We start from the raw sequence: 24,853 nt of genomic DNA, 5'->3' as shown, positions 1-24,853 counted from the left end.
GCAAGCACCATGACCATCACTGACACCCCCGAGGTCTCGCAGCGGCAGGCCGGCGTCGGCCGCGTGGCCCGCGTGACCGGTCCCGTCGTCGACATCGAGTTCCCGCACGACGCGATCCCGCCCGTCTACAACGCGCTCAAGACGACCGTCGACTTCGGTGACGGCACCGAGCCGCAGGAGATCACGCTCGAGGTCGCGCAGCACCTCGGCGACGACCTCGTGCGCGCCATCGCGCTGAAGCCGACCGACGGCCTCGTCCGCGGCCAGGAGGTGCGCGACACCGGCGACCCGATCATGGTCCCCGTCGGCGACGTCACCAAGGGCAAGGTCTTCAACGTCATCGGCGAGGCGCTCAACCTCGGCGAGGGCGAGACGATCGAGGTCACCGAGCGCTGGTCGATCCACCGCAAGGCCCCCGCGTTCGACCAGCTCGAGTCGAAGACGCAGCTGTTCGAGACCGGCATCAAGGTCATCGACCTGCTGACCCCGTACGTGCAGGGCGGCAAGATCGGCCTGTTCGGCGGCGCCGGCGTCGGCAAGACCGTCCTCATCCAGGAGATGATCCAGCGCGTCGCGCAGGACCACGGCGGCGTCTCGGTGTTCGCCGGTGTCGGCGAGCGCACCCGTGAGGGCAACGACCTGATCCACGAGATGGAGGAGGCGGGCGTCTTCGACAAGACCGCCCTCGTCTTCGGCCAGATGGACGAGCCGCCGGGCACGCGTCTGCGCGTGGCCCTGTCGGCGCTGACGATGGCGGAGTACTTCCGCGACGTGCAGAAGCAGGACGTGCTGCTGTTCATCGACAACATCTTCCGCTTCACGCAGGCGGGCTCGGAGGTCTCGACGCTGCTCGGCCGCATGCCCAGCGCCGTCGGCTACCAGCCGAACCTCGCCGACGAGATGGGCATCCTGCAGGAGCGCATCACCTCGACGCGCGGCCACTCGATCACCTCGCTGCAGGCGATCTACGTGCCGGCCGACGACTACACCGACCCGGCCCCGGCCACGACGTTCGCGCACCTCGACGCGACGACCGAGCTGAGCCGCGAGATCGCGTCGAAGGGCCTCTACCCGGCCGTCGACCCGCTCACGTCGACCAGCCGCATCCTCGACCCCCGCTACCTGGGCGAGGACCACTACCGCGTCGCGACGACCGTCAAGCAGATCCTCCAGAAGAACAAGGAGCTGCAGGAGATCATCGCCATCCTCGGTGTCGACGAGCTCTCCGAGGAGGACAAGATCGTCGTGTCGCGTGCACGCCGCATCCAGCAGTTCCTCTCGCAGAACACCTACATGGCCAAGAAGTTCACGGGCGTCGAGGGCTCGACCGTGCCGCTCAAGGAGACCGTCGAGTCGTTCGACGCGATCGCCAAGGGCGAGTTCGACCACGTGGCCGAGCAGGCGTTCTTCAACGTCGGCGCGATCTCGGACGTCGAGGCCAAGTGGGCGCAGATCCAGAAGGAGAACGGCTGATGGCTCTGACCGTCAGCATCGTGTCGGCCGCCTCGGAGGTGTGGTCGGGTGAGGCCTCGCAGGTCATCGCCCGCACCACCGAGGGCGAGATCGGCATCCTGACGGGCCACGAGCCGGTGCTGGCCGTGCTCGCCGAGGGTCAGGTGCGCGTCACCGACTCGACCGGCACGGTGCACAGCGTCGAGGCCGAGGACGGCTTCCTGTCGGTCGACCACGACCGCGTCGAGATCGTCGCCAGGAACGCCAAGCTCGCGTGATCGTCCTGCTGCCGCCCAGCGAGACGAAGGCGGCAGGCGGGACGGCGGAGCCGCTGTCGACGGCCAGCCTGGGATTCCCCGGGCTGGCCGTCGCCCGTTCCCGGGCCCTCGCGGCCCTCGACCGCCTCGTCGCCGCCGGCCAGGGCGTCTCGACGCCCGCGAAGGCGCGCGCCGCCGCCGACAACGCCGCTGTGCGCGATGCGCCGACGATGCCGGCGATCGAGCGCTACACGGGCGTGCTCTACGACGCCCTCGACGCCGCATCCCTCGACGCCGATGCGCGCGACTGGGTCGACACCCACGTCGTGATCCAGTCGGCCCTGCTCGGCTTCGTGCGCGCATCCGACCGCATCCCCGCCTACAAGGTGTCGGAGCACACGCGCCTGCCGGGGGAGCGGATGCGCGACCTGTGGTCGGGAGCGGGCGACGCGATCGAGGGCTTCGCGCTCGACCTGCGCTCGAAGGCGTACGCGGCCTTGGCGCCGGTCGCCGGCGCCGTGCCCGTCGAGATCGTCTCGCCGGAGGGCAGGGCGCTCAACCACTGGAACAAGGCAGGGAAGGGCGCGCTCGTGCGCTCGCTCGCGGAGGCGACCGTGGAGGCGCCGTCGGTGGATGCGCTCGTGGCGTGGGCGGCGTCGGCCGGCGTGCCGCTCACGCGCGCCGAGGGCGGCCTGCGGCTCGTCGTCCAGGATCCGCGGCTCGTCGCCGCGCGCTGACGCGGGCCCGCGGTGCAGACCGTGATCAGCCGGCCGACCTAGCATCGCTGCATGCCTGTCCGCACCACCCGCGACGATGCCCGCCCCGACGCGGAGGAGGCGGTCGACGACCGGATCCTGGAGGCGGCGCGCGGCTACGGCTGGCCGAGCCTCCGGCCCGGGCAGGCCGAGGCCGTGCAGGCGCTGCTCGACGGCCAAGACGTGCTCGCCGTCATGCCGACCGGGCACGGCAAGTCGGCGATCTACCAGCTCGCCGCGAAGCTGCTCGATGGGCTCACGGTGGTCGTCTCACCGCTCATCGCCCTGCAGCACGACCAGGTCGAGCAGCTCGAGGGCCTCGGGGCCGACCCGGCGGTCGCCGTCAACTCGTCGCAGCGCGTCGGCGAGCACCGCGAGGCGTGGGAGGAGCTCGAGGCCGGCGAGGCCGAGTTCGTCTTCCTGGCCCCCGAGCAGCTCGCCCGCGACGAGGTGCTCGAGCGGCTCCGCGAGCTGCGGCCGTCGCTGCTCGTCGTCGACGAGGCGCACTGCGTGTCGGCGTGGGGCCACGACTTCCGTCCCGAGTACCTGCGGCTCGGGCACGTCGTCGAGGTGCTCGGGCATCCGACGACCGTCGCGCTGACGGCGACCGCCGCGCCGCCCGTGCGGGAGGAGATCGTCGAGCGGCTGCGCATGCGCGATCCGCGGCAGGTGGTGCGCGGGTTCGACCGCCCCAACATCTTCCTCGAGGTGCAGCGGCACAGCGACGACGACGAGCGGCGCGAGGCGCTCGTCGCGCGAGCGGTCGCCGAGGCGAAGCCGGGACTCGTGTACGTCGCGACGCGCAAGGACGCGGAGCGCTACGCGGCCGACCTGGTCGCGGCCGGCGTGCGTGCCGAGGCGTACCACGCCGGCATGGCGCGCGCCGAGCGCGAGCGGGTGCACGCCGCGTTCAGCGACGGCAGCGCCGAGGTCGTCGCCGCGACGTCGGCGTTCGGGATGGGCATCGACAAGCCCGACGTGCGGTTCGTGCTCCACGCCGCGCCGCCCGACTCGCTCGACGCCTACTACCAGGAGATCGGGCGCAGCGGCCGCGACGGCGAGCCGGCGCTCGCGGCGCTGCTGCACCGGCAGGAGGACTTCGGGCTGCACCGCTTCCGCACCGGCGGGACCGCCGACGAGGAGATGCTCTCGGCCGTTGCCTCGCGCGTGCGGCGAGCGAAGCAGCCCGTCCCGCCGGCGCGCCTGCGCGAGCGGCTCGAGGTCGGGGCGAGCCGGCTCACCGCGGCGGTGAACCTGCTCGAGCAGGTCGGCGCCGTCGAGACGACCGACGAGGGGGAGCTCGTCTGGAGCGCGGGGGCCGTGCGGCCAGCGGTCGAGGAGGCGGCGCAGATCGCCGACGCGCGGCGGCGCGTGGACCGGTCGCGGGTCGAGATGATGCGCGGCTACGTCGAGACCGGCGGATGTCGCCGTCGCTACCTGCTCGGCTACTTCGGCGAGGAGCTGCCGGAGCTGTGCGGCGCGTGCGACACGTGCCGCTCGGGCTCGGCGGCGCGGGTCGAGAAGGCGCGCGCGGCCGCCGACGAGGCCACCGGGGGAGCGGACGACTGGCACGTCGGCCAGCGCGTGAGGCATGAGGCGTGGGGCGAGGGCGCGATCGTGAGCGACGACGGCGACCGCATCACCGTGCTCTTCGACGAGGAGGGCTACAAGACGCTCGCGGTCGAGGTGCTCGCCCGCACCGGGGCGCTGCAGCCCCTCTGACCCCTTCCGCCGCTCCCGCTCCGCTGGTCGAGCCGAGGGGCCGCTGCCTCCTCCCCGCTGGTCGAGCAGCGCGGCCGCCGCCTCCTCCCCGCTGGTCGAGCCGCGGCGCCGCCGCTCCCCACCCCGCTGGTCGAGCCGCGGCGCCGCCGCAGGCGGCTCCGCGAGTCGAGACCACTCCGCAGCGTGCCCGCCCGCCTGCTCCCCTCCCCTTGGTCGAGGAGCGCGCGGGCGCAGCCCGCTCGCGTCACGAGACCACGTGCGGCCGGGCGTGAGTGGTCTCGAGACGGCCGGCTCCGCCGCCCTCCTCGACCAGCGGAGGGGGGGCGGATGCCATGTCAGTGCCCCGTGGTTCCATGCCTGCATGGACGGCGACTGGGGCCTCGACGCGGAGGACTACATCGCGTCGATCCGCGCCGGCGCGATCGACCCGTACGGCCGCACCGCGGCCGAGCTCGAGGACGAGCTCGCCGCGTTCGACCGCGACTGGGGCGAGCGGCTCGCGGCGCTCACGCCCGACGAGCTCGAGGCGGTCATCGAGGGCCGCATGCAGGTCCCGCCGCTGCCCGGCCCGGCCGAGTCCGAGCGCGCCGCCTGGCTGCGCCGCGAGGAGCAGTTCGCGGGCCGCATGAAGGCGCTGCAGGCGCAGCGGGCGCGACTCGAGGCGCAGGAGCGGGAGCTGCTCGCCGCGCGCTTCCAGCGCGTCCGCGACGACGGCGGCGAGGTCGTGACGGCGCTCAAGGAGGCCGCGTCGATCCTCGCCGCCGAGCTGCGCCAGTCCGACCGCGGCATCGAGCAGCGGATGGCCACCGCGTGGCAGATCGTCACCGAGCTGCCCGCCGCGCACGAGGCGCACAAGTCCGGCCGCATCTCCGCCGGCCACCTCCGGGTGATCGAGCAGGCGACGCACCCGTTGCGGATCGACGTGGACGCCGACCCGGCCGAGCGCGCCCGCGTCGAGCGGGAGCTCGTCGCGATCGCCGAGACGACCACGCCCGCCCGGCTGCGGTCCCGGTCGAAGCGGATCGTCGACCGGGTGCTCACGCAGCCGCTGCAGCAGCGGCACCGGGTGGCGATGGAGCGGCGCGACGTGTGGATGGTCGACGCCGGCGACGGGATGGTCGACATCGGCGCCCGCGTCCCCGCGGTCGTCGGCGCCGGCATCTTCGACCGGCTCACGCAAGCCGCCCGCGGCAAGCCCAAGGACGACCCGCGCACCTGGGACCAGTTCCGCGCCGACGCGTTCTGCGAGCTGCTCCTCACCGGCCAGACGCCCGACGACCTGCACGCGACCAACGCACTGACGGCGACCGTCGCGATCACCGTGCCCGCGACCGAGCTGCTGCGCGACACCGACGACGCGGACGAGCCGCAGCTGCGGTTCCCGGCGCTGCTCGACGGGACGATTCTCGTCGACCCGGCCACGGTGCGCGCGCTCGCCGCCGACACCGCCACGTGGGAACGGCTCTTCACCCACCCCGTCACCGGGCTGCCCGTCACCGTCGACACCTACACGCCCAACCGCGCCCAGCGCCGCTGGCTCCGCGCGCGCGACGGCCGCTGCCGCTGGCCCGGCTGCGCGAACCCCGTCGCCCGCGCCGACCTCGACCACACGATCGACCACGCTGCGGGCGGGCCGACGAGCATCGTGAACTTGGCGCACCTCTGCCGAAGGCACCACACCATGAAGCACGCGACACGATGGAGCGTCCGGCAGCTGCCCGACGGGGTGCTCGAGTGGACGACACCGCTCGGCAGGGTCATCCGCGACGAGCCAGAGCCGCAGGGGCCGCGCTTCGCCGAGACGGACGCGCCCTGGGGCGCGCTGCCGGACGACGGCGGACCGCCAGGCGAGCCCACACCCGAGTGGGCGCATCCGCCTGACCTCGTCCCGTCCTTGCCCTCGTCGGCGCCAGGCCGGAGCATCTGAGCATGCCGAACGCACCCGAGACGCTGGAGCGCATCCAGGACGCCTTCGACCCGCTGCCCGTGCGGCTGCGCGCGATGTTCGGCGAGCACGCCATCTACTGCGACGACCGGATCTTCGGCTTCATCTGCGACGACACGCTGCTGCTGAAGCTCGTCCCCGAGGCGGAGGAGCTCACCTCGGCGCTCCCGCGCGGCGAGGCATACCCCGGCTCGAAGCCCTACGGGATCGTCGACGACGATCGGCTGGGCGACGTCGAGTGGCTGCACGAGGTCGCGCAGACCATCGCGGCGACGCAGCCGCCGAAGCCCGCGCGAGGCCGTGGCGCGGGGCCGAGGTAGCGACCGGGGAGCGGCTGGCGCACACCGGCCTCGAGGCCGAGGCCGCCTAGGGTGGAGGGCATGACGCGCACACTGGGAAGCTCCGGCATCGAGGTCTCGACCATCGGCCTCGGCTGCAACAACTTCGGCCGCAAGGGCACCCGCACCGAGGACCAGGCCGGCACCGACGCCGTGATCCACGCGGCCATCGACCACGGCATCACGCTCTTCGACACCGCCGACATCTACGGCAACCCGGCCACCACCTCCGAGACCCTCATGGGTGTCGCCCTGCAGAAGGCCGGCAGCGCCGCGCGCGACAAGGTCGTGCTGGCGACGAAGTGGGGCCACAGCGGCCTCGCGATCGAGGGCACCGAGACGTGGGGCGCGAAGGGCGCTCGGCAGTACATCCGCAGCGCGGTCGAGGCATCGCTGCGCCGGCTCCAGGTCGAGCACATCGACCTCTACCAGATGCACACGCCCGACCCGTCGACGCCGATCGAGCAGACGGTCGCCGCGCTCGACGAGCTCGTCGCCGAGGGCAAGATCCGCGCCTACGGCCACTCCAACTTCTCGGCCGAGCAGATCGCAGCCGCCGCAGCCGTCGAGAGCCCGAACGGGTTCGTCTCGGCGCAGGACGAGTACTCGCTCGTCTCCCGCGGCGTCGAGCGCGAGGTGCTGCCGGCCGTGCGCGAGGCCGGCCTCGGCTTCCTGCCCTACTTCCCGCTCGCCAACGGGCTCCTGACGGGCAAGTACTCGCAGGGCTCCGGCCCCGACGACGCCCGCCTCACGCGCCTCAAGCCGCAGGTGCTCGAGGAGACCGACTGGAGCCGCATGGCCGAGTACGAGCGCATCGTCGCCCGCACCGGGTCGACGATGCTCGAGGTGACGTTCCAGTGGCTGCTCGCGCAGCCCGCGGTCACGAGCGTCATCGCCGGCGCCACGCGCCCCGAGCAGATCGCCCAGAACGCGGCGGCCGGCCGCGGCGAGCTCGACGCCGGCACCGTCGAGGAGATCTCCGAGCTCTTCGCCTGAGCCTAGGGTGCGTAGTCGTCGCCATGGGCGGCGACGTACGCGCGCACGTCGCCCGCGCGCAGCGCCTCGCCGAGTGCGGCGGTGCGCGGCTCGTCGACGATGTTCACGGATGCCCCGGCGCGGCCGGTGAACCCGGCCAGCGGGGCCATGAGGCTGAGGATGTCGTCGCGCTCGAGCTCCTGGCTGAGGGCCGCGAGCGCGACCATGTCGTCGACCTGCAGGTCGCCCGTGATGCGGACCGCCGAGGCGATGTGGACGAGCGCCGCCGTGAGCGCCGGCGGGTCGGCGGCCAGCTCGTCGAGGCGCTCGAGCAGCCCGATGATCGAGGCGCGCGCCCGCTCGGCGCGGTCGAGGTCGCCGTAGGGCAGGTCGATCCGCTGCCGCACGAAGTAGATGCCGTCGCCGTCGTCGAGCAGCAGGGGGTCGGCGGTGAAGTCGTAGTAGCGGCTCGCGCCCCCGTCGATCGCCCCGTCCACGAACCGGGCGACCGACGGGTTGCGGTTCTCGACCCAGAAGCCGTCGACCGCCTCGATGAGGCTGACGAAGCCCTCGTAGTTCGCCTGCACCACGTAGTCGATCTCGAGCCCGCCGAAGAGCTCCGACACCGTCGTCCGCATCAGCTCGGTGCCCCCGGCCGGGAACGCCGCGTTGATCTTCGCCTCGCCCACGCCCGGGATGCTCACCCACGAATCGCGCGTGACCGAGATCAGCGCGAGCGTCTGCCGGTCGGCGGAGAGCTGCGCGACGACGATCGTGTCGGGCCGGCCGCCCCAGCTGCCCGGCTCCTGCGCATCGGTGCCGAGCAGCAGGGCGGTGACCGGCCCCTCGGGGAGCGGATCGGCCGTCGCGGTCGCGGTCGGGGTCGGCGTCGGGGAGGGCTCGGAGGTGGGCGTCGGGGAGGCCGTCGGCGACTCCGTCGCGCGCGCGTCGGCGGTCGGCGCGGGGGAGGGCTCCGCGGGGCCGCAGCCCGTGGCGGCGACCACCGCGACGAGCGCGACCAGGCCGAGCCGGCGCATCCGCGCCCCTGCGCCGCGTGCTCGCATCGCCGCCCCCTGCCGAGTCCGCGCTCAGGCTAGCGGCGCCGCGGCAGGTTTGGGAACAGCGTTACATCAAGGGACGTACCCCGTGTCGTGCGCGTCGACGTAGGGCTGGATGTCGCCGGCGCGGAGCGCATCGCCGAGCGCGGCCGTCTGCGCGGTGTCGACGATGTTCACCGACTGCCCGCCCTGCGTGCCGAAGCCCGTGATCGGCGCCATGAGGCTCACCACGTCGTCCCGCTCGAGCTCCTGGCTCAGGCTCGCGAGCGCGATCATGTCCTCGATGCTCAGCTCGCCGGTGATCTTGAGCCGGCCGGCGAAGTGGCCGAAGAGCTCGGGGAGCGCAGCCGGGTCGGCGGTCGCGATCTCGTCGATGCGCTCGAGCATGCCGGCGACGGCGGCGCGCTGCCGCTCCGCGCGGTCGAGGTCGCCTGCGGGCAGGCCCTTGCGCTGGCGCACGTAGATGAGGCCGTCGGTGCCCGACAGGTGCACCGGGTCGGCGGTGAAGTCGACGATCCGGCCAGTGCTGTTGACCGTCACCTGGGTCGGGTGCTGGTTGGCCGCGTCGAAGCCGTCGAGCGCCCGGGTCAGCGCGATGAAGCCCTCGAAGTCGGCCTGCACGACGTAGTCGATCTCGAGCCCGCCGAAGAGCTGCGAGACGGTGTCGCGCATCATGGGCGTGCCGCCGATCGCGAACGCAGCGTTGATCTTGCCCGCGCCGGCACCGAGGATCTGCACCCACGAGTCGCGCGTGATCGACACGAGCGTCAGCGTGTCGCGGTCGGCCGAGATCTGGGCGACCATGATCGCGTCGGCGTTGCCGGTCATCGAGCCGGGCGTGCGCGAGTCGGTGCCGAGCAGCAGCGCGGTGACCGCGCCGTCGGGCAGCGGGTCGCCCGGCGCCGTGGGCGTCGGGCTCGGCGCGGCCGTCGGCGTCGGGGCGACCGCGCTCGGGCTCGGCGTCGCGGTCGGCGTCGGGAGCGGCTCCGACTGCGGCCCGCAGCCCGTGATCGCGAGCGTGGCGGCGAGCGCGACCGCCGCCCATCGCGCCGCCGCCGGCCCCGTGCGCGCTCGTCGGGTGCGTGCCTGCATCGTGTCGTCTCCTCGGGTCGTCGCGCTCCCGAGGCTAGCGGGCCGCCTCAGCGCAGCGCGGCGTAGCCCTGCTCGTCGCGTGCGTTCGACGCGGCGCGGATCGTGCCGTCGGGCTCGTGCGACGCGAACGAGAGCCGTCCGAGCGACCAGGCGCCCGCATCCGTGAGCACGTGCCCGCGGCGCGCGAGCTCGGCGAGCACGTCGTCGCCGAGCCGCGACTCGACGTGCAGCCCGCCCGGCTCCCACACCCGCGGCTCGAACGACGACACCAGGTGCGTCACGTGCCATGACGGGGCGTCGATGGCCGCCTGCGGGTCGAGCCCGAGCACCCGCATGCCGAGCAGCATCGTGAGCTGCCACTGGTCCTGCTGGTCGCCGCCCGGCGTGCCGAGCGCCGCGGTCGCGCCGTCGTCGTCGACCAGCATCGTCGGCGACAGGGTGGTGCGGGGGCGGATGCGCGGGGCGAGGCTCGTGGCGAGGCCGTCCTCGAGCCAGAGCATCTGGGCGCGCGTGCCGAGGCAGAAGCCGAGGTCGGCGATCGTCGGGCTCGACTGCAGCCAGCCGCCGGACGGCGTGGCCGAGATCACCATGCCGTCCTTGTCGACGACGTCGATGTGGCACGTGTCGCCGCGGGTGGGCTCGCCCGTGCCCGCCTCCTTCGGCGCCGCGCCCGCCGTGCCGACCACGGGCATCCGCGGCTCGCCGCGCAGCGCGCCGGGCCGCAGCTCGAGCGACGCCGCCTGCTCGATGAGGGCCCGCCGCTCGGCGAGGTAGGCGTCGTCGAGCAGGCCGGAGATGTCGGCGCCGTCGCCGAACCACGCGTCGCGGTCCGCGAGCGCCAGCTTCATCGCCTCGGCTGCGGCGTGCACGATGTCGGCGTCGAAGGCGTCCGCGCGCTCCGGCAGCAGCGGGTCGAGGATGCCGAGCGCCTCGAGCAGCGCCGGGCCCTGCGTCCACGCGCCGGCCTTGTGCACGGTCGTGCCGCGCCAGGGCATCGCGAGCGACGGCTCCCAGGCGGGCCGCCACGCCGCCATGTCGTCGCCGGTGAGGAGGCCCTGGTGCGCGTCGCCGGAGGAGTCCATCGCCGCCTCGCGCCCGTGCCGGTCGACGGCCTCGGCGACGAAGCCCTCGCTCCACGCCGAGATCGCCGCGTCGCACGCGGCCTCGCGCCCCATGCCGCGGCCGGCGTCGGCGAGGCGGCGGTACGTCTCGGCGAGCGCGGGGTTGCGCACCACGTCCCATGCCTCGGGGGCCGGGTCGGCCCAGAGCGCCGCGGAGGCGGCCCAGTGCTCGCGGAAGAAGTCGGCGCGGCCGGCGATGGTGCGCGCGACGCGCGGCAGCACGCGGTGGCCCCGCTCCGCGAGCTCGATCGCGAACGCGAGCACGTCGGCCGGCGCCCACGTGCCGTGGTCGCGCACGAGCGTGAGCCACGCGGGCACCGCGCCCGGTACGACGGCGGCGAGCAGGCCGGTGCCGGGGATGTGCGCGATGCCCTCGGCGCGCATCCGCTCGATCGTGGCGGCGCCGGGCGTCACGCCCTGGCCGCACAGCACCTGCGGCTCCTGCCCGGGCAGCCGCACGATCGCCGGCAGGTCGCCGCCGGGGCCGTTGAGGTGCGGCTCGACGACGTGCAGCACGAAGCCGGCGGCGGCGGCCGCGTCGGCGGCATTGCCGCCCCGCTCGAGCACGGCCATGCCGCTCGACGAGGCGAGCCAGTGCGTCGAGGCGACGGCTCCGAACGATCCCTGCAGCGGCGGTCTGGTGCGCATCATGCGCGACACGCTATCGGGCGGCGCTGGCTGCCGGGTCGAGGTCGAGCCGCCGCAGCAGCTGCGCGTTGACCGCCACGACGATCGTCGACAGCGACATGAGCACGGCGCCGACCGACATCGGCAGCACGAAGCCGACCGGCGCGAGCACGCCCGCGGCCAGCGGCACCGAGATGAGGTTGTAGCCCGCCGCCCACCACAGGTTCTGCACCATCTTGCGGGCGCTCGCGGTCGAGAGCTCGACCACCGACAGCACGCTGCGCGGGTCGGAGCTCGCGAGGATCACGTCGGCCGAGGCGATCGCCACGTCGGTGCCGGCGCCGATCGCGAGGCCCACGTCGGCGCGCGCGAGCGCGGGCGCGTCGTTGACGCCGTCGCCCACGAACGCGACGGTGCGCCCCTCCTCCTGCAGCCGCGCCACCTCTCGCTCCTTGTGCTCGGGGCGCACGTTGGCGGCGACGCGGTCGATGCCGAGCTCGGCGGCGACAGCCTGCGCGACGGCGTCGGCGTCGCCCGTGACCATCGCGACCTGGATGCCCCGCCGGTGGAGCGCATCCACCGCCTGCCGCGACTCGGCCCGGATCTCGTCGGCGAGCCGCAGGGCACCGGCGACGCGGCCGTCGACGACGACGTGGAGGATGATCGCGCCGGCGTCCCGCCACGGCTCGACCTCGGGCAGCTCGTCGGCGCCCTCCTCCTGCAGCATGTGCGGGCCGCCGACCCGCACCGTGCTGCCCTCGACCGCGGCGGTGACGCCGACGGCGGGGGAGGAGGTGAAGTCGGATGCGCCGGGCACGTCGAGCGCGCCGTGCTCGGCGGCGCGCACGATCGCTCGCGCCAGCGGGTGCTCGCTCTGCGACTCTGCGGCGGCCGCGAGCCGCAGCAGCTGGTCGACGTCGCCGTCGACCGCGTGCGCCTCGACGACCGCGGGCTCGCCGGCGGTGAGGGTGCCGGTCTTGTCGAAGAGCACGACGTCGACGCGGCGCATCGTCTCGAGGGCGAGCCGGTCGGCGATCAGCACGCCGCCGCGCGCCGCGCGCTCGGTGGCGATCGACACGACGAGCGGGATCGCGAGGCCGAGCGCGTGCGGGCAGGCGATCACGAGCACGGTGACCGCGCGCACGACCGCGTCGTCGGGCATGCCCGCGACCGACCAGACGACGGCGGTGATCGCCGCCGCGGCGAGCGCGAACCAGAACAGCCAGCCGGCCGCGCGGTCGGCGAGCCGCTGCGCCCGCGACGAGGAGGCCTGCGCCTCGGCGACGAGGCGGCGGATGCCGGCGAGCGCGGTCTCGTCGCCGGTCGCGTCGACCTCGACCCGCACGCCGGAGTCGGTCGCGACCGTGCCGGCGACGACGCGGTCGCCCACGCCGCGCTCGACCGGCCGGGACTCGCCCGTGATCATCGACTCGTCGAAGCTCGCGGCGCCGCCGACGATCGCGCCGTCGGCCGGCACGCGGGCGCCGGGGCGCACGACGATCACGTCGCCGACGCGCAGCGCATCGGGGGCGACGCGCTCGGTGCCGCCGTCGACCTCGCGCTCCGCCTCGTCGGGCAGGAGCGCGGCAAGCGAGTCGAGCGCGGAGGAGGTCTGCGCGAGCGAGCGCATCTCGAGCCAGTGGCCGAGCAGCATGATGGCGACGAGCAGCGCGAGCTCCCACCAGAAGTCGAGCTGGTGGTCGGCGATGCCGAGCGTGGCCGCCCACGACGCGACGAAGGCCACGGTGATCGCGAGGCCGATGAGCAGCATCATCCCGGGCTTCCGCGCGCGGAGCTCCTCGACGGCGCCGGTGAGGAAGGGTCGCCCGCCGACCACGTACATGACGGTGCCGAGCAGCGGCGAGACCCAGGCGAGCCACGGCCAGTCGGGCAGGTCGTAGCCGACGATCATCGCGAACATGCCGCTCAGCAGCACGGTCGGCACCGCGAGCACGAGCATCGCCCAGAAGAGCCGCCGGTAGGTGGCGACGTGGTCGCCGTGGCCGGCGTGCCCCATGTGGCCGTCGGCGTGGCCCTCGCTGTGGCCCTGGGTGTGGTCGCCGTGGTCGCCGCTCGCCGGCTGCGCGGGGTGGTCCGCGTGCTCGGCCGTGACGGCCGGCGTCGCGCCGTGCTGCCCGTGGTCCTGCCCGTGCTCGTGGCCCTGGCCGTGGTCGTGATGCTGGTGGTTCCCCTGCGTCCCGCTCATGCACGCACGATATACCCCTAGGGGGTATAGCGCAAGGGGCTGCGGACGGTGCTTCTCCACAGGGGCGTCGACCGGCGGCGCGCGCTGCCTGGCCCATGCCGCACTGTCCCGCCATGGAGACCCTCCGCATCCGCACCCCGCAGTCCCTGCTCCGCCTGCTGCCGCACCTCGTCGGCGCCCCTGAGCCCCCGTGCCTCGTCGCGCTGCCGTTCGCCGGCGGGCGCTCCGGCATGCCGATGGTGCTCGACCTGCCGGATCGCAGCGCGGTCGCCGCGACCGCGCGGGCGGTCCGCGGCGGTGCGCGCGGCGCCGACGCCGTCGTGCTCGTCGCATGCCTCGCCGACCCGCTCGGAACCGGCGCGCTGCCGCGGCGGCTCGAGCTCGCGCGCGTGGCCGAGCGGCTCGAGCGCGCCGGCCTCCGCGTGCTCGACGCGCTCGCGCTCGGTCCCGACTCGTGGGGCGACTACGCGGCGCCGGATGCGGCGAGGGGCCCGCTCGCCGAGCTCGACCTGCTCGACGACCCGGCGCCCGGCGTGCCGCTGCCGGCACCGATCCCCGGCGCTCCGGAGACGGGCGACGACCGCTCGATCGCCGCGGTGCTCGGCTGGATCGACGCGCTCGGTGCCGCCGAGGTCGATGCCGCGCGCGACGACCCGATCGCCGCGCTCGAGCTCGCCGTCGAGCTCGCGCCCGGGCTCGGCAGCGGGCCGGGCGCGCTCGGCGTCGACCCGGCGAGGGCCGCCGCGCTCGCGATCGGCCTCGTCTGGAGCCCGCCCGTGCGCGACCTCGCCATCGAGCTCGCGCTCGACGGCGTCGACGCGGCGCGGGCCACGCTCGCCGCGCTCGACCGCGACGGCGACGTCGCGGGCGATGCCGCCGCGGCCCGCTTCCTCGGCACCGGCCCGGCGCCCGACGCCGCGCGCCTGCTCGACCGGCTGCGCCGCTGGAGCGCGATCGCCGAGGCCGCCCCGCTCGAGCTGCGCGCCCCGGTGCTCGTCATCGTCGGCTTCCTGCACTTCTTCGCGGGCCGGGGCCGCACGGCCGGCCGCTGCGCCGAGCTCGCGATGGCGATCGACCCGACGCTCACGATGGCCCCGCTGCTGCGCGACATCGTCGACGCCAAGGGCGCACCCGACTGGGTGCTGCGCCCAGCCGACCCGGAGTAGCGTCGCGGCATGGCGAGCGAGCAGCGGCATGACGTCCTCATCATCGGCGGCGGCAACGGCGGGCTCTCCGCCGCGGCGCACCTGCTGCGGCGCGGCTGCCGCGACGTGGCGCTCATCGAGCCGGCCGAGCAGCACGTCTACAAGCCGCTGCAGCACTACCTGGGCACCGGCATCGCATCCGAGCGCGAGCTCTCCCGGCCGCAGGCGTCGCTCATCCCCGACGGCGTGCGCTGGTACCGCAGCGCCGCGGTCGCCGTCGACCCCGAGCGCCGTGCGGTGCGCTGCGCCGACGGCACCGAGGTGCGCGGCGCCGACCTCATCGTCGCGCCCGGCGCCCGCATCGACTGGTCGCGCCTGCCCGGTGCCGAGCGCGCGCTCGCCGAGGGCACGGCCGTCACGACGTTCGTCGACGACCTGCTGCCCCGCACGAGGCAGCGCCTCGACGCCCTCGACCGCGGCCGCGCCGTCTTCCAGGTGCACGAGCAGCCCGCCTCGGGCCGCGAGACGGCGTTCAAGCCGCTGCTCATCTCGTGCGACCGCTGGCGCGCCCGCGGCGTGCTCGACCGCATCGAGGTGGTGCTCGTGCACGAGGGCGCGCGCCTGCACCCGGTCGCCGCGATCGAGGCGGAGATCCGCCGCCACCTCGACGACTACGGCATCGACGTGCGGCTCGGCACGCGCATCCGCAGCATCGACGGCGACGCCGTCGAGCTCGAGGGGCCCGCGGGGGAGACGACGCTGCAGGCCGATCTGCTGCACCTGCACCCGCCCTACGCGGCGCCCGCCTTCCTCGCCGAGTCGGGGCTCGACGACGCGAGCTCCGGCGGCTTCGCCGCGGTCGACCCCGAGACGCTCCGGCACCGCCGCCACCCGCGCGTGTGGGCCGTCGGCGACGGCGCCGACCTCGGGGACGCCCGCACCGGCGGCGCGCTCCGCGAGCAGGTGAAGACGGTGGTCGAGAACATCCGCCGCAGCCGCGCCGGTCAGCCGCTCGAGCGCTACGACGGCTACACGGTGGCGCCGATCGCCACCGCGCGGCGCAGCCTCTCCTTCGGCGAGTACGACCGCGCGCTGCGGGTGCGGCGCTCGCTGCCGGTCCCCGACGAGATCCGGTCGAGGCTCGTGTGGCACGTGCTCGACCGCTACGGCCTCCCGCAGGTGTACTGGCACCGCATCCTCAAGGGGCGGCTGTGATCGCGCGGTGCGAGAGTCACCGGCCGAGCATGGGAGACTGGAGGACGTGACCCACATCGGAGCTGCGACCGGCGAGCACGCCACCCAGGGGCCGGAGGCCCGGCAGTTCGCCGTGCGCTGGGCGGGGATGACCGACACCGGCTTCCGCCGCCAGCACAACGAGGACTCGCTCGTGACGCAGCCGCCCGTGTTCGCGGTGGCCGACGGCATGGGCGGCCACTCGCACGGCGACCTCGCGAGCCGGGCCGTCGTCGAGCAGCTCGGCACGCTCTCGACGCTCGAGAGCGTCGAGCCGATCGACGTCGTCGAGGCGCTCCGCCGCGCGACCGACGAGATCGAGAAGCTCGGCGAGGGCGAGGGCGCCGCGGGCACCACCGTCACCGGCTGCGCCTTCGCGATGCACGAGGGCGCGCCGCACTTCGCCGTCTTCAACGTCGGCGACTCGCGCACGTACGCGATGCTCGGCGAGCGGCTGACGCGCATCACCATCGACCACTCCGTCGTGCAGGAGCTCATCGACGCCGGGCTCCTCACCGAGGAGGAGGCCGAGACGCACCCCGAGGCGAACGTCGTCACGCGCGGCGTCGGCGCCGGCATCGACCCGGTGCCCGACTACTTCCTGCTGCCGATCATGCCGCAGCTGCGCCTGCTCGTCTGCTCCGACGGCCTCACGAAGGAGGTGCCCGACATCGAGATCGAGCGCCTGCTCTGGGAGCACGCGGAGCCGGCGGCAGCCGCGAACGCGCTCGTCAGCGCCGCGCTCGACAGCGGAGGCCGCGACAACGTCTCGGTCATCGTCGTCGACGTCACGAAGGCGCCCTCGGTCGACGACGTCGACCGCACCGTGCCGCGGACGACGCTGCGCGACGAGGAGACGCGGCGGGCCTGATGGCGAGGCGGCTCCCCTCCGCGCCGCCGGTCCTGCCCGGCTTCTCGCACCTCCACGTGCTCGGCACGGGCGGGTACGCCGATGTCTTCCTCTACGAGCAGGCGCTCCCGCGCCGGCCCGTCGCCGTCAAGGTGCTGCTCGCCGAGCTCGTCGACGAGGACGTCCGCCGCTCGTTCCGCAGCGAGGTCAACCTCATGGGCCGCCTCTCGGCGCACCCCGGCATCCTCACCGTCCACAGCGCATCCGTCGCGAGCGACGGCCGCCCCTACCTCGTGATGGAGCTCGCGAACCCCGAGCTCGGCGAGCGGTTCCGCTCCGAGCCGCTCCAGCCCGAGGCGGCGCTGCGCGTCGCGATCCGCATCGGCGCGGCCGTCGAGACCGCCCACCGCGCGGGCGTGCTGCACCGCGACATCAAGCCCGCCAACATCCTCAGCACGGCCTTCGGGCACCCGGTGCTCAGCGACTTCGGCATCGCCGGCCTCCAGCACGATGCGACCGAGGCCGCCGGCGTCTCGGTGCCGTGGGCGGCGCCCGAGGTGCTCCGCGGCGAGACGGGCGGCACCGTCGCGACCGAGGTCTGGTCGCTCGCCGCCACGATCTTCTCGCTCATCGCCGGCCGCAGCCCCGCCGAGCACCCGGGGCGCGCCAACGACCACGCGGCGCTCACCGAGCGGATCCTGGCCCACGACCTGCTGCCGTCGCGCGCCATCCCGGCGCCGCTGCGGCGCGTGCTCGACAAGGGCCTCGCCGCCAAGCCCTCCGACCGCTACGCGCGCGTCGAGGACATGCTCGTCGACCTGCAGGCCGTGCAGCGCGAGCTCGGCTTCGAGGAGACGCCGATCGAGGTCGAGATCGACGCGTGGGCAGCCGAGGCGCCCGCGGCGGACGCGGGCATCGACGAGGACTCGGATGCGCTGCGGCTGCGCCAGCGCCGCTCCCGTCGGTCGGCGGGCATCACGGGCAGCCGGGTCGACATCTCGCAGTCGACGGGTCGGCGCGAGCCGCAGAAGCCCAAGCGCTTCGCGATCGGCCTCGGCATCGCCGTCGCGAGCGCGGTGGTGCTCGGCATCGTCGCGATCGCCGCGATCGCGCTGTCGAGCGTGTCGTCGCAGATCCCGCTCGTCGCCGAGATCGCCGTCGCGCCCGACTCGGGCCGGGTGTCGTTCAGCTGGGAGGACCCGGGCCTCGTCGACACCGACACGTACCACGTGCGCACGTCCACGGGCGACGCCCTCATCCAGGGCGGGCGCGAGTTCACCCTCACCGGCGAGCCCGGCGAGGAGCTGTGCATCGAGGTCGCGGTCAACCGCGACGGCGCGACCGGCGAGGCGACCGAGGCCTGCGGGGAGCCGCTGCCGTGAAGCGCGGCACCGCGGGCGCCGCGCTCGGCACGCTCCTCGTCGCCGGCGTCGTCGCCGGAGCGGTGCTCAGCCCCGGCTACGCCGCCGTGGAGCCGCAGCTCGACGGCTCGAGCGTGTGGATCGCCGACGGCGAGGCCGGCGCGATCGGCCTCGCGAACACCGCGAACGCGACCATCGAGCGCGTGGTCGACGTCGGCGGCGTCGACGAGGCCCACCAGGCGGCGAGCGGCACCGTCATCGTCGACCGCGACGCCTCGACCATCCGGGTCGTCCGCGACGGCGCCACCCGCGCGGGCGCGGCCGTGCCGATCGCCTCGGGCGCCGACGTGCACGTGCGCGACGACCGCATCCTCATCACCTCGCCCTCCACCGGCGACGTGTGGCGCACGACGGTCGGCGCGGTCGCCGAGGGCGCGCGGCTCGAGGAGGAGGTCGTGGCGCTCGGCCGCGGCGGCGTCGCCGTGCTCGGCGAGCGCAGCGTGCTCGCCGCCTCGCCGGGGCTCGGCCGGGTGCTGCGCATCGACAGCGCGGGCGAGGTCGTCGCGACCGAGCGCGCGCCCGTGTCGCCCTCGGCGCCCGACCTGCAGCTCACGGCGCTCGGCGACGACTGGGTGCTCTACGACGCCGGCTCCGGCGTGCTCTCGACGAGCACGTGGCAGACGTCGGTCGACGCGAGCGGGGTGCGGCTGCAGCAGCCGGGGCCTGCGGCGCCGGAGGTGCTGTACGCCGCCGACGGCACGCTCGTGCAGCAGGTGCTCGGCGTGCAGTCCTCCGAGGTGCTCGCCTCCGGGGCGAGCGGCCGAGCGGCGCGGCCGGTGGTGTCCGACGGATGCGTGTTCTCGGCGTGGCGGGACGGCACGGCCTGGCGCGCCTGCGACGGCCAGGAGCCGGTGGTGCTCGGCCTCGAGGGCGTCGGCGCCGAGGCCGACCTCCGCATCGTGCAGCGCGGCAGCGCGACGGCGCTCGTCGACCCTGCGAGCGGCGACGCGTGGGCGATCGACCGCGACGGCGAGCGCATCGAGGGGTGGCAGGTCGAGAGCGACGAGCCGACCCCCGAGCAGCCGACCGAGGGCGAGATGGTCGAGGAGACGGTCGAGGCCGCCCCGGCGCCCCCGGTCGCCGAGGACGACGAGCTCGGCGCCCGCCCCGGCGCCGTCACGGTGCTGCCGGTGCTGCTCAACGACAGCGACGCGAACGGCGACCCGATCGTGATCACCGACGTCACCGCGACGCCCGACGTGATCCCCGCCTCGATCACGCCCGACGGCCGCGGCATCCGCCTCGAGGCGCCGGAGGAGGGGGGCGTGCAGATCGCCTACCGGGTCTCCGACGGCACCGCCGGCGACGAGGCCGTCGCGACCGTCAGCATCCGCTCGGGCAACGAGCCGCCTGAGCTCGTGCGCCCGGCGCAGGCGACGCTCGAGGCCGGCGGCACGGTCGTGCTCGACGCCCTCGACGGCTGGCTCGACCCCGACGGCGACCAGCTCGCGGTCGTCGAGGCGACGGCTGCGGCGCCCGACCGCGTGAGCGTGCGCGCCGACGGGAGGCTCGAGTTCCGCGACGGCGGCGCGGGCGCGCAGCGCGAGGTGCAGGTGACCGTCACCGACGGGCGCACCACCGCGACCGCGCCCATCGCGCTCACCGTGCACGCCGGCGCCGTGCCGATCAGCGCGCAGCCCGTGACGGCCGTCACGCGCGTCGGCCAGCAGCTCGTGCTCGAGCCGCTGCTCGCCGCGCAGGGCGGCTCGGGCGAGCTGAGCCTGCACAACGTGGTCGCGACCGGCCTGCCCGTGGAGCCGAGCCTCACCGAGGGCACCATCGCGGTCACGCCCACGGAGCCGGGCCTGCTGCGCTTCACCTACGTCGTCTCCGACGGCACGGCCACGCAGGACGGGCTCGTGGCGGTGCGGGTGCTCGAGGGTGCCGACGCCTCGTCGCCGCCCGTGACGATGCCCTCGCGCGCCGCGCTGCCCTCGATCGGCTCCGTCGAGCTCGACGTCGACGACCTCGCGTTCGACCCCTCGGGCGGCGTGGTCGCCCTCTCGCTCGCCTCGAGCGGCTCCGATGCGGTGCGGGCGGAGGTCATCGACGGCGAGCGGCTGCGCCTCGGCCTCGCCGACGAGCTCGAGGGCGAGGCGACGGTGCGGTACACCGTCACCAACGGCATCCAGAGCTCCGCCGGCGAGCTGCGCATCTCCGCCGCGGGCGGCGCCTCGGTGCAGGCGCCCATCGCGCGCGACGACGCGGTCTCGGTGCGGCCGGGCGGCCTCGTCGAGATCCCCGTGCTCCTGAACGACGAGCATCCGGACGGCCTCGCGATCGCGCTCGAGCCGCAGGTGGTGGCGACGCCGGAGGCGGGCCTCCTCTTCGTCGACGGCGACCGGATGCGCTACGTCGCCGGCGAGGAGCCCGGCACGTTCACGGCCACCTACGCGGTGCGCGGGCCCGACGGGCAGACGGCCACGGCCGACATCGCCCTGCGGGTCGCGGCTGCGGCGCGCACGACGAACGCCGCGCCGGAGGCCCCGACCGTCGAGGCGCGCGTCGTCGCGGGCGCGAGCGTCGACCTCGAGCTGCCGATCTCGAACGCCGACCCGAACGGCGACCCGGTGCAGCTGCTCGGGCCCTCGACGGCGCCCGCGCTCGGGTTCGTGACGCAGGCCGGCCGGTCGACGCTGCGCTACCAGGCGGGCGACTACTCGGCGGGGACCGACGAGTTCCGCTACCGCGTCGTCGACGACCTCGGCGCGGTGGGCGAGGGGGTCGTGCGCGTCGCCGTGGTCGAGCCGTCGCCCGCGCTGCCGCCCGTGCTCGGCGCCGACGAGGCCGTCATGCGCCCCGACTCGACGCTCGTCGTGCCGGTGCTCGAGAACGACCGCGACCCGGCCGGGCTGCCGCTCGAGATCGTCGGGGTCGACACTGCCTCGCCGGGCGCCTCCGCCGAGGTGCGCGACGGCGCCGTGCACGTCGCAGCCGGCCCCGACAGCGCCGACATCGGCATCGTCGTCACCGTCGAGAACTCCGCCGGCACGTCCGCGGCGAGCTGGCTGCGCGTGGAGGTCGACCCGGCCGCGCCGCCGCCGCCGCCCGACGTCGAGGACGTGCAGGTGGCCATCCAGTCGATCGCCGACGCCGACGCCGTGCGCATCGACCCGCTCGCGTACGCGAGCGTGCGCGACGGGCGCACCGACGTGCTCGAGGCGACCCTGCCGATGGTGGCCGCCGGCGTCGAGCTGCGCGAGGACGGCACCGTCGAGATCCCCGTCGGCGAGCGCACGCGCTTCGTGCCGTTCACGGTCGTGCGCACCGACGACCCCTCTGCCGTCGCGACCGGCGTCATCGCGGTGCCCGGCAGGCTCGACGCCCTGCCGCAGCTGCGGCCCGGGGTGGCGCCGCTGTCGGTGCGCTCCGGCGAGACGCTCGAGATCGCGATCGACGACGTGGTCGACACCGTCGACGGCGACGGCGCGGTGCTCACCGACGCGAGCGCCGTGCGCGCGTCGCCGACGGACGGCTCGAACCCGGTGATCGACGAGCGCACGCTGCGCTTCGTGCCCCCGCCGGGCTACTACGGGCCGGCGAGCATCACCTTCGAGGTCACCGACGGCGACAGCCCGACCGATCCGGACGGGCGGGTCGGCACGATCGTGCTGCCGATCGAGGTGCTCGCGGGCGACGACGTGCCGCTCACGGTGCAGGGGGCGTACGTGCAGCTCGAGCCCGGCACCGAGCGCGTCATCGACCTGACACGCATCACCCGCGCGCCCGACCCGGGGCGCCTCGACGGCGCCGCCTGGGAGTTGCTCGGCGACGTGCCGGCCGGCTTCGAGACGTCGGTGTCGGGCGCCGAGCTGACGGTGCGCGCGCTCGAGACCACGCCGGCCGGCACCACCGCCGAGCTGCAGCTCGGCGTGAGCGACGGCGCCGGGGAGGGGGTGCCGGGCGGCATCGTGCTCTCGGTCATCTCGTCGACCGCCCCGCGGGTGGCGCCGCTGCCCGACGAGGTGACGGTGCAGCGCGGCTCGAGCGCGCAGGTGGCGCCGCTCGCCAACGACGAGTCGTCGAACCCGTTCCCGGGCACGCCGTTGCGGCTCGGCGACCTCCGCACCGCAGGTGCCGCCGAGCGCGGCGTCGAGGCAAGCCTCGACGACGGCACGGTGACGATCTCGGTCGGCGCGGGAGCCTCGATCGGCGCGACGATCGTGCAGGTGCTCGTGCTCGACGCCACCGGCGACCCCCGCCGCGGCGTGTGGAGCCCGATCACCGTGACCGTGCAGGACGTGCCGGATGCGCCGGCGCCGCCCGTGCAGGCGTTCGACGAGCACGTCGACGGCGTGGTCTTCATGACCATCGAGCCGCCCGCCGCGAACGGCAGCCCGATCACCGGGTACCGGATCGTCGGCGACGGCGTCGACGTCGCGTGCGGCGCGGAGCCGCGCTGCCGCATCGACGGCCTGCCGCTCGGCCGCGACGTGCGGCTGCGCGCGATCGCGACCAACGCGCTCGGCGCGAGCGAGGCATCCGCCCCCTCCGAGCCCGTGCACGCCGACCGGCTGCCCGGCGCCGTGCCGCGCATCACGGCGACCCCGGCCGCGCAGCCCGGCGCCGTGCGCGTGCAGTGGCAGGGCGTCGCGCAGCCGCAGGGCGGCACACCCGTCGAGGCCTACCTCGTGCGCATCACGGGCAGCGGCATCGACCAGGTCATCCGCGTCGGCGCGGCCGAGCGCACCGTGACGGTGCCCGACCTCACGCCCGGCCGCGCGTACGCGGTCGAGGTGGCCGCGACGAACGACGCGGGCGTGCCCGACGCAGCGTGGCGCTGGCCCGCCGCGCCGGTGCCCATCACGGCGGTGGGGGAGCCCGGCACGGCACCCGTGCTCATCACCGGCCGCTCCGGCGGCTCGGTCACGGTGCGCTGGTCGGCGGTCGACGCCGGCGGCGCGGCGGCGGTCGGCTACACCGCGCGGATCGTGCCGGTCGCCGACGCCGCCTCGCTCGACTGCGCGAGCACCGGCACCGGCACGCCCGCCGGCAGCGCGCAGCTGAGCGCCACGCTCTCGGTCGCCCAGGGCTCGCGGGTCGTCGTCGCGGTCACCGCCGACAACGGCTGGCACTGCTCGGTGTCGGTCTCCGATCCCGTCTTCGGCACGCCCGCGCCCATCGACGCCTCCCAGGTCGAGGTCGCCTCGGGTGACGCGCAGGTGCGCGACGACGCGCGCGACCTGCAGCTCACCCGCGCGCCCGCGGTGCCGGAGGGGCAGTGGATCGAGGCGCGCGTGCGCCAGTCGCCGCAGGCCACCGAGCCCGGCTGGCGCCAGGTCGCGCAGGGCGCGTGGCTCACGCCCACCACCACCTCGTTCGTCTACGGCCGCGACGCGAGCGTCGAGCTGCGCGCGTGCGCGCCGTCGGGCGCCGGCTCCGGCTCGGTGTGCTCGGCGCCCACGACCGTCGGCAGCGCCATGCCGCTGAGCCTGAGCGCGATCGTCACCGCCTGCCGGCCGCTCGTGCCGCTCGAGGCGACGGCGCCCCAGAATGCGACCCTGTCGGCGCGCGGCAGCGTCGTCGCCTCGTACCTCGTCGACGGCGCGTGGACGGCGGAGCAGCCCGCGAGCCAGCGCGTGCCCGCCGGGGCGACGCGGGTGCGGGCCACGGGCGTCGTAACCTATCTGGAGTCCGGGCCCCACAGGGACCCCGTGCCGACCGTGGCGGGATGCGGGCTGTGATCAAGAGTGAGGAGCCTGCCGTGAGCGTCGACGTCGCGAGCATCCAGGAGCTGGCGGAGCACGTCGTCGAGCGCGTCGAGCGGGTGCTGGTGGGCAAGCCGCACGTGGTGCAGCTCGCGCTCACCGCCATGCTCAGCCACGGCCACCTGCTCATCGAGGACAACCCGGGCACGGGCAAGACGTCGCTCGCCCGCGCGCTCGCGGCGTCCATCCACGGCACCGCGAGCCGCATCCAGTTCACCCCCGACCTGCTGCCGGGCGACATCACCGGCGTCAGCATCTGGAACCAGGGCACGCGCGACTTCGAGTACCGCCCGGGCCCGGTGTTCGCGAACGTGGTGCTCGCCGACGAGATCAACCGCGCGAGCCCGAAGACGCAGTCGGCGCTGCTCGAGGTGATGCAGGAGGGCCGGGTCACCGTCGACGGCATCACGCACCCGGTGCCGCAGCCGTTCATGGTGATCGCGACGCAGAACCCCATCGAGCACGCGGGCACCTACCAGCTGCCCGAGGCGCAGCTCGACCGCTTCGCGCTCAAGGCGTCGATCGGCTACCCCGACCACGCGTCGACGCTGCGCATCCTCGCCGACTCGGGCGACGAGCAGTCGCCCGACGAGATCGTGGCGGTGGCGGATGCGCGGGCCGTGCAGGAGATGGCGGCCAGGATCCGGCAGGTCCACGTCGAGGCGTCGATCGTCGACTACGTCGCGCGGCTCGTCGAGGCGACGCGCGAGGCCGACGAGGTGCGGCTCGGGGTCTCCGTGCGCGGCGCGCTCGCGCTCGTCCGCACGTCGCGGGCATGGGCGGCCATCCACGGCCGCGACTACGTGACGCCGGACGACGTGAAGGCGCTCACCGTGCCGGCGCTCGCGCACCGGCTCGTGCTGCAGCCCGAGGCCGAGTTCGACGACGTCCGGCCCGAGAGCATCGTGCAGCAGCTCATGCTCACGGTGGCGCCGCCCAGGCGCTGAC

The 24,853-nt window shown here is 75.0% G+C and carries 17 protein-coding genes; 13 read left to right on the top strand and 4 right to left on the bottom strand.

Annotated elements, in window-relative coordinates:
• The first annotated feature begins 9 nt into the window (after positions 1-9).
• From atpD to J2X49_RS00530, 7 genes are all read left to right on the top strand, one after another.
• Positions 10-1,473 carry a F0F1 ATP synthase subunit beta gene (gene atpD, locus J2X49_RS00560; RefSeq protein WP_128190155.1) on the top strand — a complete coding sequence of 488 codons (1,464 nt, stop codon included), beginning with the start codon at positions 10-12 and terminating at the stop codon, positions 1,471-1,473.
• The gene (locus J2X49_RS00555) at positions 1,473-1,730 is read left to right on the top strand and encodes a F0F1 ATP synthase subunit epsilon (RefSeq protein ID WP_128190156.1); all 258 of its coding nucleotides are present in this window, start codon (positions 1,473-1,475) and stop codon (positions 1,728-1,730) included. Before atpD ends, J2X49_RS00555 begins: the two co-directional genes overlap by 1 nt.
• Complete coding sequence (locus tag J2X49_RS00550; protein ID WP_310121220.1) at positions 1,727-2,446, top strand: peroxide stress protein YaaA; 720 nt, start codon at positions 1,727-1,729, stop codon at positions 2,444-2,446. Before J2X49_RS00555 ends, J2X49_RS00550 begins: the two co-directional genes overlap by 4 nt.
• 51 nt (positions 2,447-2,497) lie before the next feature.
• Positions 2,498-4,186, top strand: a complete 1,689-nt coding sequence (locus tag J2X49_RS00545; RefSeq protein ID WP_310121217.1) for a RecQ family ATP-dependent DNA helicase — start codon at positions 2,498-2,500, stop codon at positions 4,184-4,186.
• Between the two features lie 361 nt (positions 4,187-4,547).
• Positions 4,548-6,113 carry a DUF222 domain-containing protein gene (locus tag J2X49_RS00540; protein ID WP_310121214.1) on the top strand — a complete coding sequence of 522 codons (1,566 nt, stop codon included), beginning with the start codon at positions 4,548-4,550 and terminating at the stop codon, positions 6,111-6,113.
• A gap of 2 nt (positions 6,114-6,115) precedes the next feature.
• Positions 6,116-6,451: a TfoX/Sxy family protein gene (locus J2X49_RS00535; RefSeq protein WP_310121212.1), complete on the top strand. Its 336-nt coding sequence runs from the start codon at positions 6,116-6,118 to the stop codon at positions 6,449-6,451.
• 60 nt (positions 6,452-6,511) lie between these two features.
• On the top strand, positions 6,512-7,465 hold the full coding sequence (locus J2X49_RS00530) for an aldo/keto reductase (RefSeq protein WP_128190726.1): 954 nt from the start codon (positions 6,512-6,514) through the stop codon (positions 7,463-7,465).
• A 2-nt stretch (positions 7,466-7,467) separates the two neighbouring features.
• Here the strand turns inward: J2X49_RS00530 and J2X49_RS00525 are convergent, their stop codons facing one another.
• The 4 genes from J2X49_RS00525 to J2X49_RS00510 form a co-directional block, all read right to left on the bottom strand.
• Positions 7,468-8,508 carry an LCP family protein gene (locus J2X49_RS00525; protein WP_310121206.1) on the bottom strand — a complete coding sequence of 347 codons (1,041 nt, stop codon included), beginning with the start codon at positions 8,506-8,508 and terminating at the stop codon, positions 7,468-7,470.
• A gap of 66 nt (positions 8,509-8,574) precedes the next feature.
• Entirely contained in the window at positions 8,575-9,594 is a 1,020-nt protein-coding gene (locus J2X49_RS00520; RefSeq protein WP_310121204.1) for an LCP family protein, read from the bottom strand.
• Between the two features lie 47 nt (positions 9,595-9,641).
• Positions 9,642-11,366 carry a gamma-glutamyltransferase gene (locus tag J2X49_RS00515; protein WP_310121202.1) on the bottom strand — a complete coding sequence of 575 codons (1,725 nt, stop codon included), beginning with the start codon at positions 11,364-11,366 and terminating at the stop codon, positions 9,642-9,644.
• Positions 11,367-11,376: 10 nt separating this feature from the next.
• Positions 11,377-13,548, bottom strand: coding sequence for a heavy metal translocating P-type ATPase (locus tag J2X49_RS00510; protein WP_396130675.1), 2,172 nt, complete (start codon positions 13,546-13,548; stop codon positions 11,377-11,379).
• A 113-nt stretch (positions 13,549-13,661) separates the two neighbouring features.
• On the opposite strand from J2X49_RS00510, the gene J2X49_RS00505 reads away from it, so the two are divergent.
• Genes J2X49_RS00505 through J2X49_RS00480 form a run of 6 tightly spaced genes read left to right on the top strand, consistent with a single transcriptional unit; the run spans position 13,662 to position 24,852 of the window.
• Positions 13,662-14,714 carry a DUF4192 family protein gene (locus tag J2X49_RS00505; protein WP_310121199.1) on the top strand — a complete coding sequence of 351 codons (1,053 nt, stop codon included), beginning with the start codon at positions 13,662-13,664 and terminating at the stop codon, positions 14,712-14,714.
• A gap of 9 nt (positions 14,715-14,723) precedes the next feature.
• Positions 14,724-15,908: an FAD-dependent oxidoreductase gene (locus tag J2X49_RS00500; protein WP_310121196.1), complete on the top strand. Its 1,185-nt coding sequence runs from the start codon at positions 14,724-14,726 to the stop codon at positions 15,906-15,908.
• 46 nt (positions 15,909-15,954) lie between these two features.
• Positions 15,955-16,797 carry a PP2C family serine/threonine-protein phosphatase gene (locus J2X49_RS00495; protein ID WP_240671383.1) on the top strand — a complete coding sequence of 281 codons (843 nt, stop codon included), beginning with the start codon at positions 15,955-15,957 and terminating at the stop codon, positions 16,795-16,797.
• The gene (locus tag J2X49_RS00490; protein ID WP_310121190.1) at positions 16,797-18,158 is read left to right on the top strand and encodes a serine/threonine-protein kinase; all 1,362 of its coding nucleotides are present in this window, start codon (positions 16,797-16,799) and stop codon (positions 18,156-18,158) included. The genes J2X49_RS00495 and J2X49_RS00490 overlap by 1 nt, the downstream gene beginning before the upstream one ends.
• Positions 18,155-23,881, top strand: a complete 5,727-nt coding sequence (locus J2X49_RS00485; RefSeq protein ID WP_310121188.1) for an Ig-like domain-containing protein — start codon at positions 18,155-18,157, stop codon at positions 23,879-23,881. Before J2X49_RS00490 ends, J2X49_RS00485 begins: the two co-directional genes overlap by 4 nt.
• Positions 23,869-24,852, top strand: a complete 984-nt coding sequence (locus J2X49_RS00480; protein WP_396130672.1) for an AAA family ATPase — start codon at positions 23,869-23,871, stop codon at positions 24,850-24,852. Before J2X49_RS00485 ends, J2X49_RS00480 begins: the two co-directional genes overlap by 13 nt.
• Position 24,853: the final 1 nt, after the last annotated feature.

Source organism: Agrococcus sp. BE272 (assembly GCF_031457935.1).
GTDB classification, from domain to species: Bacteria; Actinomycetota; Actinomycetes; order Actinomycetales; family Microbacteriaceae; genus Agrococcus; species Agrococcus sediminis.
The sequence above is the reverse complement of the archived record's forward strand: the minus strand, read 5'-3'. Positions and strand labels throughout refer to the sequence as shown.

Bases quoted from the DNA above. Each gene is read 5' to 3' on its own strand.
- atpD (WP_128190155.1), top strand. From the start codon at position 10: ATGACCATCACTGACACCCCCGAGGTCTCGCAGCGGCAGGCCGGCGTC.
- J2X49_RS00555 (WP_128190156.1), top strand. From the start codon at position 1,473: ATGGCTCTGACCGTCAGCATCGTGTCGGCCGCCTCGGAGGTGTGGTCG.
- J2X49_RS00545 (WP_310121217.1), top strand. From the start codon at position 2,498: ATGCCTGTCCGCACCACCCGCGACGATGCCCGCCCCGACGCGGAGGAG.
- J2X49_RS00540 (WP_310121214.1), top strand. From the start codon at position 4,548: ATGGACGGCGACTGGGGCCTCGACGCGGAGGACTACATCGCGTCGATC.
- J2X49_RS00535 (WP_310121212.1), top strand. From the start codon at position 6,116: ATGCCGAACGCACCCGAGACGCTGGAGCGCATCCAGGACGCCTTCGAC.
- J2X49_RS00530 (WP_128190726.1), top strand. From the start codon at position 6,512: ATGACGCGCACACTGGGAAGCTCCGGCATCGAGGTCTCGACCATCGGC.
- J2X49_RS00525 (WP_310121206.1), bottom strand. From the start codon at position 8,508: ATGCGAGCACGCGGCGCAGGGGCGCGGATGCGCCGGCTCGGCCTGGTC.
- J2X49_RS00520 (WP_310121204.1), bottom strand. From the start codon at position 9,594: ATGCAGGCACGCACCCGACGAGCGCGCACGGGGCCGGCGGCGGCGCGA.
- J2X49_RS00515 (WP_310121202.1), bottom strand. From the start codon at position 11,366: ATGATGCGCACCAGACCGCCGCTGCAGGGATCGTTCGGAGCCGTCGCC.
- J2X49_RS00510 (WP_396130675.1), bottom strand. From the start codon at position 13,548: ATGAGCGGGACGCAGGGGAACCACCAGCATCACGACCACGGCCAGGGC.
- J2X49_RS00505 (WP_310121199.1), top strand. From the start codon at position 13,662: ATGGAGACCCTCCGCATCCGCACCCCGCAGTCCCTGCTCCGCCTGCTG.
- J2X49_RS00500 (WP_310121196.1), top strand. From the start codon at position 14,724: ATGGCGAGCGAGCAGCGGCATGACGTCCTCATCATCGGCGGCGGCAAC.
- J2X49_RS00490 (WP_310121190.1), top strand. From the start codon at position 16,797: ATGGCGAGGCGGCTCCCCTCCGCGCCGCCGGTCCTGCCCGGCTTCTCG.
- J2X49_RS00480 (WP_396130672.1), top strand. From the start codon at position 23,869: ATGCGGGCTGTGATCAAGAGTGAGGAGCCTGCCGTGAGCGTCGACGTC.